Here is a 16,556-nt window from a genome sequence, read left to right as displayed (position 1 = left end):
CCCCCTCCGCCGAGTCCACACTCCGCGAATCCCCGGGACGCCCCACGTGAGCACGATGACGATGCAGACCGCGCCGGCGACCGCCGGGTCCCTGACGACCCTGTGGCGCGGCGCGCGCGGCCGTACCTGGCGGCTCACCGCGGCCGAGGCGGTGGTGGCCTTCGCCGCCTGCCTGCTACTCCCGGCCCTTGCCAGCAGGCTCGCGGTCAACCCGATGTCCCGGCTCGGAGCGGTCAGCGGCCTGGCCGCGATCCAGCTGCGGTTCACGCTGCTCGGCATTGTGCTGATAGGCCTGCTGCTGGCCGCGCGGCGGTTCCGCGGCGGCCGGCACTTCGAGGTGGCGACCCGGCTCAGCTGCGCCGCGCTGGCCGGTATGGCCAGCGGATTCGTGGCGGCGGGCGCCGTCGTCTCGCTGCTGGGCACACCCTGGCCGATGTTCGGGCTGAACGGCGACAGCGGTCGGATCGTCGAGTGGGCGACCACGATCATGCACGGGCACGCCAACCCGGAGCCGCTGTACCCGCCGGTGCCGCTGTACAGCCTCGCGGTGTTCGCCAAGTACTTCCACGGTGGCAACGCCGGCTACGCGTTCAAGGACCTGGAGATACTCGGGGCGGCGATCACCGGACCGCTGGCCTACCTGTGCTGGCGGATGATCCTCAGCCCGATCTGGTCCGTCGTCGTGGGGCTGGTCCCGATGATGGCGTTGATCGACTCCTACAAGCCGTACGGCGCGACCGTGCTGATCCTGCTGCTGCCGGTGCTCGCCGCCTTCCTCCGGGCGTTCCGCCGTTCGGCGACCCAGGACTGGCGTCCGCTGCTGCTCTCGGGCGCGGGCCTGGGTCTGCTGCTGGCCGTGCTGCTACTGACCTACTCCGGCTGGTTCGTCTGGAGTGCCCTGGGGACCTTCGCCGCGGTGCTGGCACTGTTCCCCTGGCGGGCGCACGGACGTACCGGCAGGCTGAAGAGCCTCGCTTACCTGGGCGTCACCACCGCCGTCTTCCTCGCGGCGGCCGGCTGGTACGTGGTCGTGCTGCTGCAGAACTCCGGCACCGCCGACTACGACTACGGCTTCGACGCCTACACCGACCCGGCGTTCTTCTCGATGTGGCGGACCGACATGCCGGGGCAGGTCGGCCAGTGGCCGCCGCCCGGCGAGATCGGCGGGGTGAGCGTCTTCACCGCCCTGCTCTTCGTCGCACTCGGTGTGGCCGTCTGGCTGGGGCTGCGGCGGTCGGTGGTGGTGGCGAGCGTCGCGATCTTCGCCAGCGCCTGGCTGATGCGGATGTACTTCGCCTCGCAGATGTTCAGCACCGGCCAGGTACAGCTCTGGATCCGCACGGACAACCAACTGCTGTACTGCGGCCTGGTGTTCGTCGGACTGGCAGTCTGGCTCGCGGTACGGCGCTGGGGCGCCCGGCTGCCCCGGCGCGGACCCGCCGTGATCGGGGTCTTCTGCGGCCTGCTGATGCTGCTCGGCTCCATGGGGTCGGCCCAGTCCGACCGCTACATGCCGCAGAAGACCAACACCTACCAGATCCTTCCCTGGGTCTCGCAGACCGTACGCATGGTCAACGGGCAGTGTCCCAAGTACGCGCCGAACGGGCAGTGCTCGAAGAACGGCGACCAGTCCTGGCTCAAGATGATCTACTACCGGCCCAAGAGCTGAACTGAAGGGGAACTGGTACATGTCCTCGCTACTCGGCGCCATCGGGCTGCGGGTGACCGCGAGCCGCCGACGCGTCTGGCTCGCCGGTTTCGCCCTGTTCTTCACGCTGATGGCGTGCTGGACCTTCGCCTCTCCGATGACTGCGGCGCCGGACGAGCCCGCGCACATCACGCGCGCCGCCTCGGTGGTCCGCGGCGAGTTCAACGGCCCGCCGGTGCACACCCAGGCGGTGATCGCGGGGATCACCCGCAAGGAGATCGTCACCGGCATCCGGCTCCCCGAGCGCTACCTGTCCCTGAACGCAATGCACGCCTGCTATTCCAACAAGGCGGAGGTTCCCGCCGGTTGTGCGACGTCCTTCCACGGTGGCAGCCAGCTGACGGACATGACCACCGCGGCGGGCCGGTACAACCCGCTGTACTACCTGGCGGTCGGCTGGCCCACGCTGTTCCTCAACGGCGTCGACGGCCTGTACGCCATGCGCCTGCTCACCGCGGCGATCTGCGCCGCGCTGCTGGCGAGCGCGGTCGTCACGGCAAGCGAGTGGCGCCGACCGGGCGTGGCGCTGTTGGGAGTCTGCGCGGCGGCCACGCCGATGGTGCTGTTCCTCGGCGGGGTGGTCAACCCCAACTCGGTCGAGTGCGCGGCCGGGATCCTCGCCTGGGCCTCGATCCTCTCGATCTTCATGGCTCCCGACCCTGCGCTGCTGAAGCACCGGCTGGCCCGGGCCGGCATCGCCTCGGCGACGCTGTTCTGCATCCGCCCGCTGGGGCTGGCCTGGGTCGCCGCCACGGTGGCCTGCGCACTGCTGGTCGCCGAGCGCGGAACGCTCAGGGCGGTCCTGCGCCGGCGGGCGCTGTGGTTCTGGACCGGAATCGCGGGTGCGGCCTTCCTCGGCGGCGAGGTGTGGAACCTGACGCACCCGGACTACTCGTCCACCGGCGGAACCCCGATGACCGCCCGCCAGGTCGCCAGCTGGACCTTCAACTACACCCCGCACTTCATCATCCACATGGTCGGCGACTTCGGCTGGCTCGACGCCCCCTCCCCCGAGGCGACCATGCTGCTCTGGCCCGGCGTGATCGTCGGCCTGGTGCTGCTGGCCTGGGCCTGCAGCCGCTGGCGTGAGGGCGTGGCCCTGCTGGGGATCGCGGTGGGGATCTTCCTGGTGCCGATCGTCGCCGGAGCGGCGGAAGCCCAGCTCGGGCCGATCTGGCAGGGGCGCTACCTGCTGCCCTTCGCCGCGGGACTGCCCATACTCGCCGCCTTCGCCATCGCCAGGTACGAACCGCTCGGTGCCGCGATCCGGGGCCGGCTGGTGGCCCTCTCGATCGGGCTCCTCGCCTTCGCCGACGTCCTGGCGTTCTACTGGACGCTGCGCCGCTACCTGGTCGGCAGCAACGGCCCGCTGATCCCGGTGCACGCCCACTGGCAGCCGCCGGGCACCTGGGTGCTGTGGACCTGCGCCTACGCCCTGCTGCTCGCTTCCCAGTGCCTGCTGGTCATGTCGTTCGAACGGATGCGGTCGACCACCTTCCCCCGGCAGGACGGCCTACGGCCCACTGCACCGCAGCCGATAGCCGGCTGAACCGGAGCGGGCCGCCGCCCCGGGGTGACCCTGGGGGCGGCGGCCCGCGAGAAGCGGTGCTACTTCTTCTTGGGGATGGTGGTCGCGGACTTCATCGAGTGACCGCAGGTGTCGAACCACTCGTCCGTGTTGATGCCGGAGCAGTAGAGCAGCGGATTGAGCGCCACCCGGAGCGGCGGCGTGGTGATCCACGGCGCGCTGCACTTGTGCTCCGGTGCGAAGCGGGAGCAGCCGCCCTCCCAGGTCTGCTTGGTCTGCGAACGCCAGGCGTCGACGCCCATGTTCTGCGCGTTGGACAGGCTGGGGTCGACGGGCATGTAGCGGTTCACCGACCAGGAGGCGCCCATGGTCCCGAACAGGGCGGTCACGCAGACCGCCGCAGCGGCCAGTCGGCGGCCGAGGGTCGCCGGGATGCGCACCGGACCGCCGTCGGGACGGCTCTGCCGCAGGTGCTCCAGTATCCGCAGCACAGCCCGACCGGTCAGCATGATCCCCATGACCGCGAGGATGATCAGGCAGTACATGATCAGCCAGGTGGTCCGCGGGTACAGCTGAACGCTCTGGGTCTGCGCCATGTGCGCCGCGAACCAGAACCGCATCAGCCAGGCGCTGACCAGAACCGTGAGGGTCGCCCGCACCACGAGCATCCGCAGGCCCAGGGCGACGGCCAGGGCCACCGCGAACAGCAGCAGCAGGGTGAAGGCGCTCTGTCCCGCCAGGCTGCCGTCGGTGGACGCGATCCACGTCCCCGCACCCTGGACCCCCGGGCGGTCCGTGTGCCAGCCCATGACATACGACGGATCGAGGTAGACGTCGTAGTAGGCGAAGCGGTCCGGAGTGCTCGCGCCGAAGCGCAGCACCTCCCAGACCAGCGGTGCGGCGACGACCACAGCGCCGAGCGCGGTGGCGCCTATGTAGGCGCCGACCCGGACCAGCGCCCGCTTGCCGCTGCGCCAGGGGATCAGGAACCCCAGCAGCACGAAGAGGCCCGGGAGGGACCACAGGAACCAGCCCGAGTACCAGAGGAAGAGCAGGCCGAACGCCGCGCCGATCAGCACGGCCCGGATCAGCCAGTCCCGCGTGGTCCGCTCGGGAAGCCTGCCGATGCCGCGGAGGAAGATGATCGCCAGCGGCAGCAGCACGAACATCACCTGGTGGCTGTACGGCCGGATCGGGTCCAGGAACACCACGACCGCGGTGGCGGAGATGACCAGCGCCCAGACCGGACTGAGCAGCCTGCGCCAGACCACGTAGGTGACCGGTCCGGCGAGCGCGGAGCAGAGCAGCTGCAGGTCCTTCATCGCATAGCCGACGTGCCCGTTCCGGAAGAGCTCGGCCCAGCCCGCGACAGCCGCGGGGAATCCCGGCGGGTAGATGTTGGGAAGGTGGCCGTTCATGATCTCCAGGGCCATGCCCTGGACGCCGCCCGGGTCCCCGGACTGGGCGCCGAGCGCCCACGGGGTGCCGTTGAGCATGATGGCGATGCCGCCGCCGATCATCCCGCTGGCGAGCCCCGCCAGCGCAGCGCACGCCAGCCGGCGGACCAGCTTGAAGCGGCGCAGCGGTCCCCGGAACGCGGTGGCGGTCAGCACGCCCAGAATCGGCAGACCGATGATCGACGCCTTGAGCTGGAGGTCGGCGAGACCGCTCACCTGGCCGATCCGGACCATGGGGTTCACTCGGACGGTGAGGTAGATCCAGAGCAGGAAGCCCAGCGCGACCGTGAAGCTCGCCACGATCTCCAGGGCGGCAGGGGCCCATCCGGGGAGGCGCCGGGCGCCGTTCTTCGACGGTGCCCGGCCGCCCGCCTCCGCTTTCGGCGAGGTCCCGTCCGGGCGGTCCGTTCGCCCCGGGCTCAGGGTCTCCATGAACGACTTCTCTCTGCTCGGGAGGCCTGCACGACCTCCGGCGATCGAACGAGGCAGGCGTCCACCTGCCTGGACGGCCGGTTCTGCTGCTGCTCGGTAACTTAGCAACAGCGTGAGGGAAGATCCGTGGCCAGTCCGGCAGTGCCCCCTTGTGTACCTAACCTGTGATCTCTTCGCTGCCGGCCCATGAACCGGCGTCAGCTTGTGGACGAACCAGAACTGAACGCATGGGACGCGAGGGTACGCACGCCGCTGCTCCCGCCCCGTCGCACCGCGCCCGGCAGCATGGTCAGCGCGTGCAGCCGGGAGGCGCTGTGGAAACGGGCCGCGCGCGCGGCCTTGGTCCACCCCTGGGCGTCCAGACGGTCGGCGACCTCACGGAAGTAGCGCTCGGCCTCGGTGAAGCGGGTGCCGCTGAAGGCCTGCACCGAGGACTCGCTGATCGCGTGCCGGCGGTACTGGAAGACCACCTCGGTGTCGACGACCATTTCCTCACCGCGCTGCAGCAGGTCGATGACGAGGGCGAGGTCCTGGATCACGGACAGTCCGTCGCGGAAGTTGACCGGCTTGACCGCGTCCGAACGCCAGCAGATGGAGGGGAAGTAGAGCCAGTTGCCGCGCAGCAGGCTGGCTGCGAGTTCCTCGCCGCCCATCCGGGCGCGGTTCTCCACGGCGGGGGCGTACAGGCGGCGCTTGACCTTGTCGACCAGGCCCTCGACGACCGCTCCGGTGCCGTCGATCACCTCGACGCCGGGCTGGACCATGCCGATGCCCGGGTACTCCTCCAGGATCGCCCGGACCGTCGCCAGATAGTGCGGATGCAGCAGGTCGTCGCAGCCAAGGATGACCGCGCGCTCCAGCTCCAGCAGGTCCACGCACTTCTGGAAGTTCCGGGTGATGCCCAGGTTCTCCGGGTTGCGCTGGTAACGCACCCGCTCGTCCCCGAGCTCGGCGAACCACTCCGGGACGCCCGGCTCGCGGCCGTCGTCGACCACGGTCAGCCGCCAGTCGGGGTCGGTCTGCGCGAGGACGCTGCGGACCGCGTCCTGCATCAGGGAGACGTCGCCGTAGTACGGCAGCATGATGTCGAACGTGGGCATGAGGTGGACTCGCCTAGGGGATCGGTGCTTCGGTCTCGGTCAAGAGGAACGGCTCAGGAGGACGAGACGGTTCCGACGGTCTCCGCGGTTCCGGCCAGGTCCGCCGGGACTGCCAGACGCTCGCGGTTCAGCAGCTCGGCGTCCCGCAGCGCGACGGTCCGGGCCAGGTCGGTGACCTTCTTCTCCAGCGAGCGGAACCGCATGTACGTGTTCAGCGCGAAGAAGGAGACCGCCACGACCAGCAGGTAGAGGACGAGGTCCGTGCCGCGGCCGACTCCCAGCTTGTGGGCCACCCAGGTGACGTCGGAGGGGCGCAGCACCGCGTAGATGTTGGCGACCACGAAGACGAAGAAGGCGATCCGCTTCCAGGCCCGGGTGTGCGCGGCGTCCCAGCGGCGGATGAACAGGAACAGCATGGACCCGGCGCCGAGAAGCAGGATCAGCTGGATCAGCAGGGTGCCCTTCATCGGCGCCCACGCTCCCTCAGTGAGATGTCGAAGAGGATGTTGACGCCGTTGAGCAGCGACTGACCCTTGGCCCGGGAGTAGTCGGTGTAGAGAATCTCCACCGGGACCTCGGTGACGCGGAGGTCGGAGCGCGCCAGCGTGCCGACGATCTCCGAGGCGTGCGCCATTCCGTTCATGGTGATCCGGAGCTGCGCGGCCGCCTTGCGGTTGAGCGCGCGCAGTCCGTTGTGCGCGTCGGTCAGCTTCAGCCGGCGGGCGGTGGGGCTGACCGCGGCGGCGGTGCGCAGCACCACCCGCTTGAGCATGGGGACGTGCTCGGTCTGTTCTATGAACCGGGAGCCGAGGACGACGTCCGCGGCGTCCGAGCGGAGCAGCGCGACCATCTTCTCGGCGTCGTCGGTCTGGTGCTGGCCGTCCGCGTCGAAGGTGACGAAGTACGCCGCGTCGGGCTGGGCGAGTGCGTAGGCGAGACCGGTCTGCAGTGCCGCGCCCTGGCCGAGGTTCACCGGGTGACGGACCAGGTGGGCCCGGGTGCTGAGGATCCGCTCCGCCGAGTCGTCGGAGCTGCCGTCGTTGACGCAGACGATGTTGGGGAAGACCTTGAGCGCCTGCTCGACCACGTCGGCGATGACTTGTCCCTCGTTGTACACGGGGATCACCAGCCAGGTGTCGTGGTAATTGTTCACTGCGTCTCCGGGATGGGGATTGGGCGGCGTCATGCGTTCTCCAGCGCAGAGGCCGCAGTGTTTCCGTCGGTCGTCGGGCCGGGAGCCGGCTGGGCGACGCCTCGGACAAGGATCAGCAGCATGCAGAGAGCAGTCACCAGTGAACCGAGTGCATAGGCTACCTCGACTCGGGTGGCGACAGGTCCTGGAGCCAGGGTGACCGCGACCAGTGCCGCTGTACCGGCCAGCCAGGAGAGCATCATCCAACGATGGCGGTTCAACGCCATCAGCGCCTGCCCGAGCACCATCGCCAGCATGTAGCACATGGTCCCGGCCGAGAACCAGAAGAAGTCCATCGGTCCGAGCACGTTCTTCGCGCCGAGGAACACCGAGATCAGCCAGGATCCGGCGAACACGGCGGGCACAGCACCCAGCAGCCCGAGACCGCCGATCACCGCGCAGGTCTGCAGCAGCATGCGCCGGAAACCCACCCGGTCCCCCGAGGTGGCGGTGGTGGACAGGCCGGTCATCAGCGTCGGCTGCAGCGAGCCGAAGACGAACAGCGGAATCCGACACAGCACGCCGGCGCTGAGCAGCGCGAAGGTGAGGCTCTTGTCGGTGGTGACCAGGGCTGTGGTGATCACAGCCGCGTTCACGATGACCTGGGCCAGCACCGAGCCGAAGATCATCATCGTCATGTTCTGGAACAGCTCGCGCCACGGCATGGGTGGCCCGTGGTGGCATCCGCGCAGCGTCGTCGGCAAAGTCAGCAGCATCGCCGCGAGCGGCGCCGCCGCGAGCACCAGTCCGTACTCGACGGCGGAGTGGCTGCCGGCCAGGAACAGGGCACCGGCGAGGACGATGCGCAGCAGCCCGTCCAGTCCCAGCGAGACGCCGTAGGCGTTGAAGTGGCCGAGTCCGGCGAGGATGCCCCGGGTCAGGTAGACCAGCGCCATCCCGACCAGCGCTGCGGCGAAGACCCAGACCAATGAGCGGTCATGGCCGAAGAAGGTGTTCGCCAGCGGGCCCGCGGTCAGGGCCAGTACCGCGCCGATGAGCGCGAGCAGGCCGGCGGTCAGCACGGCGGCCCGGCGGAGTACCGGGGCGACGCCCTCGCCCCGGACCACTCGCGCCGCGACGACCCGGGTGAGTTCCTGCTCGACGGGGAAGAACAGTCCGAGGCTCAGCGTCATGACCAGCGACCAGAGCTCGGAGACGGCCTTCTGCGGATCGCCGGTGAGGGCGTGGCCGGCGATGGAGATCTGGATGTACGAGGCCGCGCCGAGGATCATCGTGCCGCCGATGACCAGGTGGGTACCCGGCGGGATGACCTTCAGCAGCTTCGCCAGCGGGTTGCTCATCCGGGGCTCTTCGGCTTGTTCGCGGCTCTGACCAGCTCGGCGAGGACCGGGCGGAGCAGCGCCTCGCCGAGGCTGTCGCGCCAGTCGGGGAGCGGCTTGAGCCCGGCCGAGGCCCACCGGTCGTGGGCGAGGACGCTGAACCCGGGCCGGGGCGCCGGGCGGACGAAGGCGGTCGAGTCGGTGGGCCGGATCCGCTCCGGGTCCAGGCCGGCCAGCTCGTAGCAGGCCCTGGCCAGGCCGAACCAGGTGGTGCTGCCGGACGCGGTGCCGTGGTAGACCCCGGCCGGCGCGGTACCGGCGAGGGCCGCCAGGCCCAGGTCCCGCAACTGCTGGGCGAGCGCGTAGGACCAGGTCGGCTGCCCGTGCTGGTCGTCGACGACGTCCAGGGTGTCGCGTTGGGCGGCCAGCTTCAGCATGGTGGCGACGAAGTTGGCGCCGTGCTCGCCGTAGAGCCAGGCGGTACGCACGGTGTACCCGTGGTCGGGAAGCAGTTCGGCGACGGCCTGCTCGCCCACGAGCTTGCTGCGCCCGTAGGCGTTGAGCGGGTCGGTCGGGGCGTCCTCGGGGTACGGGACGGTTCCGTCACCGTGGAAGACGTAGTCGGTGGAGAGGTGCAGCAGGCGCGAGCCGGTCGCGGCGCAGGCGGCCGCCAGGTTGCGGACACCGGTGCCGTTGACGGCCGTGGCAGCGGCTTCGGCGGTCTCGGCGCCGTCGACATCGGTCCAGGCCGCCGCGTTGACGACCACGCCGTGTCCGGCGACGGCCGCGCGCACCGCGGCGGCATCGGTGATGTCGAGCTCGGCCCGGGTGCGGGCGCCGACCTGGACGTCCGGGGTGCCGGCGAGCACGGCCAGCAGATCACGGCCGAGCATGCCCCCTGCCCCGACCACGAGCCAGCGGCTCGGCTGCTGCGGCGTGCTCACTGGGCCAGCGCCGCCTTCTGCTTCAGCGGCTCCCACCAGGAGCGGTTGTCGCGGTACCAGGCGATCGTGGCGGCGAGACCGTCCTCGAAGCGGACCTGCGGGGTGTACCCGAGCTCGTCGCTGATCTTGCTGATGTCCAGCGAGTAGCGCAGGTCGTGACCCTTGCGGTCCTCCACCGGGACGACCATGTCCCAGTCGGCGCCGGCCGCGTCCAGCAGCAGGCCGGTCAGTTCCTTGTTGGTGATCTCGGTCCCGCCGCCGATGTTGTAGACCTCGCCGGCACGGCCCTTGAGCAGGGCCAGTTCGATGCCGCGGCAGTGGTCGGAGACGTGCAGCCAGTCCCGGATGTTGCCACCGGTGCCGTACAGCGGCACCTTCCTGCCGTCCAGCAGGTTGGTGGTGAACAGCGGGATGACCTTCTCCGGGAACTGGTAGTACCCGTAGTTGTTGGAGCAGCGGGTCACCACCACGTCCATGCCGTGGGTGCGGTGGTAGGCCAGCGCCAGCAGGTCGGAGGCCGCCTTGGAGGCGGAGTACGGGGAGTTGGGCTGCAGCGGCCACTCCTCGGTCCACGAGCCCTCGTTGATCGAGCCGTACACCTCGTCGGTGGAGACGTGGACGAAGCGCCCCACGCCGTGCTTGCGGGCGGAGTCCAGCAGTACCTGCGTCCCCAGCACGTTGGTGGTGACGAAGGGGCCGGCGCCGGCGATGGAGCGGTCCACGTGGGACTCGGCCGCGAAGTGCACGACGGCGTCGTGCCCGGCCATGACCTGGTCGACCGCCTCCGCGTCGCAGATGTCACCGCGGACGAAGGAGTATCCGGGGTGATCGGCGACCGGGGCCAGATTGGCCTCGACGCCGGAGTACGTGAGCTTGTCCAGCACTGTGACCCGGAGGCCCGGCTCGGCCTGGGACGGCGACAGCAGTTGACGAACGAACTCGGAGCCGATGAACCCGGCGCCACCGGTGACAAGGATGCGCATAATGCGCGCCACTATACGGGCCCTCCCTGTGACGGACCCAGTCGGGTGGGCCGGGGGGCAAGGAGCGCCACACCGGCTTCGGGACCTAGAGTTACGCCCATGCGTGGCATCCTCCTGGCCGGCGGTACCGGCTCCCGTCTCTGGCCTCTCACTCGAGCAGTGTCCAAGCAGCTCATGCCGGTCTTCGACAAACCGATGATCTACTACCCCCTGACCACTCTGATGATGGCCGGCGTCCAAGAGATCCTCATCATCACCACACCCCAGGACCAGGAGCAGTTCCAGCGTCTGCTGGGTGACGGGTCGCAATGGGGTCTGCGCCTCGAGTACATGGTGCAGGAGCGCCCGGAGGGCATCGCCCAGGCCTTCGTGCTCGGTGCGGACTTCATCGGCGACCAGTCCGTGGCGCTGGTCCTCGGCGACAACATCTTCCACGGCAGCGGCCTGGGCACCCGGCTCGCCGAGAACGACGGACTGGTCGGCGGCCGGATCTTCGCCTACCCGGTCGCGGACCCGAGCGCCCTGGGCGTCGTCGAGTTCGCTCCCGACGGGACCGTCATCTCCATCGAGGAGAAGCCCGAGAAGCCGAAGTCCCGCTTCGCCGTACCTGGCCTCTACTTCTACGACAACCGTGTGGTCGAGATCGCCCGGGGCCTGAAGCCCAGCGCTCGCGGCGAGCTGGAGATCACGGCTGTCAACGACGCGTACCTGAGGCGCGGGGAGCTCAAGGTCACGGTCCTCGACCGGGGAACCGCCTGGCTGGACACCGGAACCTTCGAGTCGCTGGTACAGGCGTCCGAGTACGTCCGGGTCGTCGAGCAGCGCCAGGGGCTGAAGGTGGGCTGCGTGGAGGAGGTCGCCTGGCGCGTCGGCCTGCTCAGCGACGACCAGCTGCGGGAACTGGCGCAGCCACTGCTGAAGAGCGGATACGGGACGTATCTGATCAGTCTGCTGACCGAGAAGGAAGAAGCATGAAGATCCGGCCGCTGAGCATCGAGGGCGCCTGGGAGATCACCCCGCAGCAGCACGGCGACCCGCGCGGGCTGTTCATGGAGTGGTACCGCTTCGACCATCTCGCCGAGGCCGTGGGACACCCGCTGCGGCTCGCCCAGGCGAACCTGTCGGTCTCGGCCGCCGGCGTGGTGCGCGGGATCCACTTCGCCGATGTGCCGCCCGGCCAGGCGAAGTACGTCACCTGCGTACGCGGGGCGGTCCTGGACGTGATCGTCGACCTGAGGGTGGGTTCGCCGACCTTCGGCCGCTGGGAGGGAGTGCGGCTCGACGACGCCGACCGCCGCGCCGTCTACCTCTCCGAGGGGCTGGGGCACGGGTTCTGCGCGCTCAGCGACGACGCCACGCTGAGCTACCTATGCTCGGAGACATACAGCCCGACCGGTGAGCACGGCATCCACCCGTTGGACCCGGACCTCGACATCGCCTGGCCCGCCGCCGCACCGCAGCTGTCCGCCAAGGACGAAGCCGCGCCGACACTGGCGGAGGCCATCGCCTCGGGTCTGCTCCCCCGGTACGAGGAGACCTCGGCTTTCACCGCCGGACTGCGGATCGGCTGAGCCAGGTCACTCGTCCGGCGTACAGGCGGACCGTGCATACTGTGGGACCAGGCAAGTCATGTGAGACCCATCACTCCAGGAGCACGGGATGACGTCACCAGACGCGATCAAGCGGGAACCCTCTACAGCAGCTGAGTCGTACACCGATCGGCTGCTGACTCTGGAGAACTCTGGAATTCGCCGCTTCATCCCCGCGCAGGCCCCGTACCGTGCGCATCTGCGCAGCCTGAAACTGGGCCGGATGCTGGACATCGGCTGCGGACTCGGCCGGAACCTCCTGCACAACAGGGGCGAGGGTGTCGGCGTGGACCACAACGAGCACTCCATCGCGGCCATGCGCACGCGCGGGCTGACCGGTTACACCCCCGCCGACTTCCTGGCCAGCAAGGACGCGGTGCCGGAGTCGTTCGACTCGCTGCTCATCTCGCATGTGCTGGAGCACATCGACACCGAGGGTTCCGCGTCGCTCTTCGCGGACTACCTCCCGTTCGTCCGCCCGGGCGGCAAGGTCGTGATGATCACGCCGCAGGAGTCGGGCTTCGCCAGCGATCCCACCCATATCCGCTGGGTGGACTTCTCGGTGCTGCGTGAGACCTGCACCGACGCGGGGATCGAGGTCAAGCGGACCTACTCCTTCCCGCTGCCGCGGCTGGCCGGGAAGCTGTTCCGCTACAACGAGTTCGTCTGCGTGGCTACCAAGCCCGCGGAGTGAGCCGGGCCTGCGGCGCGAGAGGGGCCCCGCAGCATCGATGAGATGCTGCGGGGCCCCTCTTGTGCGCTGCTGGTGCAGGCAGGTCAGACCATCGACTACTTGACGATCTTGGTGACCTGGCCGGCGCCGACGGTCCGGCCACCCTCACGGATGGCGAACTTCAGGCCCTCCTCCATGGCGATCGGCTGGATCAGCGCGACCGTCATGGCGGTGTTGTCGCCCGGCATGACCATCTCGGTGCCCTCGGGGAGGGTCACGACGCCGGTCACGTCCGTGGTACGGAAGTAGAACTGCGGGCGGTAGTTGTTGAAGAAGGGGGTGTGACGACCACCCTCGTCCTTCGACAGGATGTAGGCCTGGGCCTCGAAGTCGGTGTGCGGCGTGACCGAACCCGGCTTGATGATGACCTGGCCGCGCTCGACGTCCTCGCGCTTGATGCCACGGAGCAGCAGACCGACGTTCTCACCGGCCTGGCCCTCGTCGAGCAGCTTGCGGAACATCTCGATGCCGGTGACCGTGGTGGTGGTCTTGGTCTCCTTGATGCCGATGATGTCGACAGTCTCGTTGACCTTGAGCACGCCACGCTCGATGCGGCCGGTGACGACCGTGCCACGACCGGTGATCGTGAAGACGTCCTCGATCGGCATCAGGAACGGCTGGTCCACGGCGCGAGCCGGGGTCGGGATGAACTCGTCCACGGCCGCCATCAGGCCGAGGAGCTTGTCGCCCCACTCCTTGTCGCCCTCGAGCGCCTTGAGCGCCGAGACGCGGACGACCGGCAGGTCGTCGCCCGGGAAGTCGTAGTCCGAGAGCAGCTCGCGGACCTCGAGCTCGACGAGCTCCAGGATCTCCTCGTCGTCGACCATGTCGGACTTGTTGAGGGCCACGACGATGGAGGGGACGCCGACCTGGCGGGCCAGGAGCACATGCTCCTTGGTCTGCGGCATCGGGCCGTCGGTGGCGGCCACGACCAGGATCGCGCCGTCCATCTGCGCGGCACCGGTGATCATGTTCTTGATGTAGTCAGCGTGACCCGGGCAGTCGACGTGGGCGTAGTGACGCGCCTCGGTCTGGTACTCGACGTGCGCGATGGAGATCGTGATGCCGCGCTGACGCTCTTCCGGCGCCTTGTCGATCTGGTCGAAGGCCGAGGCCTCGTTCAGGTTCGGGAAAGCGTCGTGCAGCACCTTGGTGATCGCCGCGGTAAGGGTCGTCTTACCGTGGTCGATGTGACCGATGGTGCCGATGTTGACGTGGGGCTTCGTCCGCTCGAACTTCGCCTTCGCCACTGGGGTCCTCCTGAGGACTGGTTCTGTACGCCGTACGACGTCAGGTGGTCTGGATTCGCGCCGGTCCCGGCAGCTGGGTGCGCTCGGTTCCGGCCCTGGGGTGGGGGCCGGAGGGGCCCGGAGCCGCCGTTCTTCACGGCAGGCCCCGGGACTCCTCCTACAGACTAAGGGGTGGTAGATCCCGGAATGTCCGGGCTCCGAACGGAGCCGGGACGGAGTCCGCGACTATTCGCCCTTGGCCTTTGCGATGATCTCTTCCGCCACGTTCCGGGGAACCTCGGCGTACGAGTCGAACTGCATCGAGTAGCTGGCGCGGCCCGACGTCTTGCTGCGCAGGTCGCCGACGTAGCCGAACATCTCAGACAGCGGGACGAGGGCCTTGACGACCCGGGCACCGCTGCGCTCCTCCATGGCCTGAATCTGGCCACGGCGGGAGTTGATGTCGCCGATCACATCGCCCATGTAGTCCTCGGGCGTGGTGACCTCGACCGCCATCATCGGCTCGAGCAGCGCGGGGGACGCCTTGCGAGCACCCTCCTTGAACGCCATCGAACCGGCGATCTTGAACGCGAGCTCCGAGGAGTCCACGTCGTGCGAGGCACCGTCGAGCAGGATCACGCGAACGCCCTGGAGCGGGTAGCCGGCGAGCACGCCGAACTCCATGGCCTCCTGGGCACCGGCGTCGACCGAGGGGATGTACTCCTTCGGCACGCGGCCACCAGTGACCTTGTTGACGAACTCGTAGCCCTCGCCGGACTCGATCGGCTCGATCGCGATCTGGATCTTCGCGAACTGGCCGGAGCCACCGGTCTGCTTCTTGTGCGTGTAGTCGATACGCTCGACGGCCTTGCGGATCGTCTCGCGGTACGCGACCTGCGGCTTGCCGACGTTGGCCTCGACCCGGAACTCACGCTTCATACGGTCGACCAGCACCTCGAGGTGCAGCTCGCCCATACCCGCGATGATCGTCTGGCCGGTCTCCTCGTCGGTGTTGACCTGGAAGGACGGGTCCTCCTCGGCCAGCCGCTGGATCGCGACGCCCAGACGCTCCTGGTCGCCCTTCGACTTCGGCTCGATCGCGACGCGGATGACCGGGGCCGGGAAGTCCATGGACTCCAGGATGACCGGGTTCTTGTCGTCGCTGAGGGTCTCACCGGTGGTGGTCTGCTTGAGACCCATGACGGCGACGATGTCGCCGGCGCCCACCGAGTCGATCTCCTCACGCTTGTTGGCGTGCATTCGGTAGATCTTGCCGATGCGCTCCTTGCGGCCCTTCACCGAGTTGAGGACGGCGGTGCCGGCCTCGAGACGCCCGGAGTAGATCCGGATGAAGGTGAGCTTGCCCAGGTGCGGGTCGGACATGATCTTGAACGCCAGCGCCGACAGCGGCTCGTCGTCCGAGGCCTTGCGGAAGATCTCCACGGTCTCGTCGCCGGGCTTGTGGCCCATGACGCCCTCGACGTCGATCGGGGACGGCAGGTACTTCACGACCGCGTCGAGCAGGGGCTGGACGCCCTTGTTCTTGAACGCGGTGCCACAGAAGACCGGGGTGAAGTTACCCGCGATGGTGCCGCGGCGAATGCCCGCGACCAGCTGCTCCTCGGTGGGCTCCTCGCCCTCCAGGAACAGCTCCATCAGCTCGTCGTCGCCCTCTGCGGCGGTCTCGATGAGCTTTGCGCGCCACTCCTCGGCGATCTCCGTGTGCGAGGCCGGGATGTCGACGGTGTCGTACATCTCGCCCTTCGCAGCCTCGGCGGACCAGAGCAGGGCCTTCATCTTCACCAGGTCGATGACACCGAGGAAGTCAGCCTCGGCGCCAACGGGCAGCTGCATGACCAGCGGGGTCGCACCCAGGCGGTCGATGATCGAGTCGACGCAGCGGAAGAACTCCGCGCCGACGCGGTCCAGCTTGTTGACGAAGCAGATGCGCGGGACGTTGTAGCGGTCAGCCTGACGCCACACGGTCTCGGACTGGGGCTCGACACCGGCGACACCGTCGAACACCGTGACGGCACCGTCCAGGACGCGCAGCGAGCGCTCCACCTCGACGGTGAAGTCGACGTGGCCCGGGGTGTCGATGATGTTGATGGTGTTCTCGACATCATCAACAGTCCAGTGGCAGGTCGTCGCGGCCGACGTGATCGTGATGCCGCGCTCCTGCTCCTGCTCCATCCAGTCCATGGTGGCAGCGCCGTCATGAACCTCACCGATCTTGTACGAGACACCGGTGTAGAACAGGATCCGCTCGGTGGTAGTGGTCTTGCCCGCGTCGATGTGCGCCATGATCCCGATGTTGCGGACCCTGGCAAGGTCAAGGGAGGTTGCAGCCATGGTGGCTCGTCTCTCTCTTTCTTGTTACT

14 protein-coding genes are annotated in these 16,556 nt (G+C 68.7%); 5 read left to right on the top strand and 9 right to left on the bottom strand.

Annotation, left to right across the window (positions count from 1 at the left end; all coding sequences use genetic code 11):
* Window positions 1-46: 46 nt before the first annotated feature.
* Both ABIA33_RS01620 and ABIA33_RS01615 read left to right on the top strand, forming a co-directional pair.
* Window positions 47-1,669, top strand: coding sequence for a hypothetical protein (locus ABIA33_RS01620; protein ID WP_370076058.1), 1,623 nt, complete (start codon window positions 47-49; stop codon window positions 1,667-1,669).
* Window positions 1,670-1,688: 19 nt separating this feature from the next.
* Window positions 1,689-3,257, top strand: coding sequence for a DUF2142 domain-containing protein (locus tag ABIA33_RS01615; protein ID WP_370076056.1), 1,569 nt, complete (start codon window positions 1,689-1,691; stop codon window positions 3,255-3,257).
* Window positions 3,258-3,316: 59 nt separating this feature from the next.
* Here the strand turns inward: ABIA33_RS01615 and ABIA33_RS01610 are convergent, their stop codons facing one another.
* The 7 genes from ABIA33_RS01610 to rfbB form a co-directional block, all read right to left on the bottom strand.
* Entirely contained in the window at window positions 3,317-5,125 is a 1,809-nt protein-coding gene (locus ABIA33_RS01610) for a hypothetical protein (RefSeq protein ID WP_370076054.1), read from the bottom strand.
* Window positions 5,126-5,322: 197 nt separating this feature from the next.
* Complete coding sequence (locus ABIA33_RS01605; protein WP_370076052.1) at window positions 5,323-6,225, bottom strand: glycosyltransferase family 2 protein; 903 nt, start codon at window positions 6,223-6,225, stop codon at window positions 5,323-5,325.
* Between the two features lie 53 nt (window positions 6,226-6,278).
* The gene (locus ABIA33_RS01600) at window positions 6,279-6,692 is read right to left on the bottom strand and encodes a DUF2304 domain-containing protein (RefSeq protein ID WP_370076050.1); all 414 of its coding nucleotides are present in this window, start codon (window positions 6,690-6,692) and stop codon (window positions 6,279-6,281) included.
* A complete protein-coding gene (locus tag ABIA33_RS01595) occupies window positions 6,689-7,378 on the bottom strand; it encodes a glycosyltransferase family 2 protein (RefSeq protein ID WP_370076048.1) in 690 nt (229 codons plus the stop codon). The genes ABIA33_RS01600 and ABIA33_RS01595 overlap by 4 nt, the downstream gene beginning before the upstream one ends.
* A 29-nt stretch (window positions 7,379-7,407) precedes the next feature.
* Window positions 7,408-8,718: a lipopolysaccharide biosynthesis protein gene (locus ABIA33_RS01590; RefSeq protein ID WP_370076046.1), complete on the bottom strand. Its 1,311-nt coding sequence runs from the start codon at window positions 8,716-8,718 to the stop codon at window positions 7,408-7,410.
* Window positions 8,715-9,641, bottom strand: coding sequence for a dTDP-4-dehydrorhamnose reductase (gene rfbD, locus ABIA33_RS01585; RefSeq protein WP_370076044.1), 927 nt, complete (start codon window positions 9,639-9,641; stop codon window positions 8,715-8,717). Before rfbD ends, ABIA33_RS01590 begins: the two co-directional genes overlap by 4 nt.
* Complete coding sequence (gene rfbB / locus ABIA33_RS01580) at window positions 9,638-10,624, bottom strand: dTDP-glucose 4,6-dehydratase (protein ID WP_370076042.1); 987 nt, start codon at window positions 10,622-10,624, stop codon at window positions 9,638-9,640. Before rfbB ends, rfbD begins: the two co-directional genes overlap by 4 nt.
* 99 nt (window positions 10,625-10,723) lie before the next feature.
* Between rfbB and rfbA the strand changes: the two genes are divergently transcribed.
* From rfbA to ABIA33_RS01565, 3 genes are all read left to right on the top strand, one after another.
* Entirely contained in the window at window positions 10,724-11,599 is an 876-nt protein-coding gene (gene rfbA, locus ABIA33_RS01575) for a glucose-1-phosphate thymidylyltransferase RfbA (RefSeq protein WP_370076040.1), read from the top strand.
* Entirely contained in the window at window positions 11,596-12,195 is a 600-nt protein-coding gene (gene rfbC, locus ABIA33_RS01570; protein WP_370076038.1) for a dTDP-4-dehydrorhamnose 3,5-epimerase, read from the top strand. The genes rfbA and rfbC overlap by 4 nt, the downstream gene beginning before the upstream one ends.
* Window positions 12,196-12,283: 88 nt before the next feature.
* A complete protein-coding gene (locus ABIA33_RS01565; protein WP_370076036.1) occupies window positions 12,284-12,907 on the top strand; it encodes a class I SAM-dependent methyltransferase in 624 nt (207 codons plus the stop codon).
* 95 nt (window positions 12,908-13,002) lie between these two features.
* On the opposite strand, the gene tuf is transcribed toward ABIA33_RS01565, so the two are convergent.
* The gene (gene tuf, locus ABIA33_RS01560) at window positions 13,003-14,196 is read right to left on the bottom strand and encodes an elongation factor Tu (RefSeq protein WP_370076034.1); all 1,194 of its coding nucleotides are present in this window, start codon (window positions 14,194-14,196) and stop codon (window positions 13,003-13,005) included.
* Window positions 14,197-14,421: 225 nt separating this feature from the next.
* Window positions 14,422-16,527: an elongation factor G gene (fusA, locus tag ABIA33_RS01555; RefSeq protein ID WP_370076032.1), complete on the bottom strand. Its 2,106-nt coding sequence runs from the start codon at window positions 16,525-16,527 to the stop codon at window positions 14,422-14,424.
* Window positions 16,528-16,556: the final 29 nt, after the last annotated feature.

The sequence above is a fragment of the Streptacidiphilus sp. MAP12-16 genome, assembly GCF_041262165.1.
Lineage (GTDB): Bacteria > Actinomycetota > Actinomycetes > Streptomycetales > Streptomycetaceae > Streptacidiphilus.
This window is presented reverse-complemented; position numbering and strand designations above follow the sequence as displayed.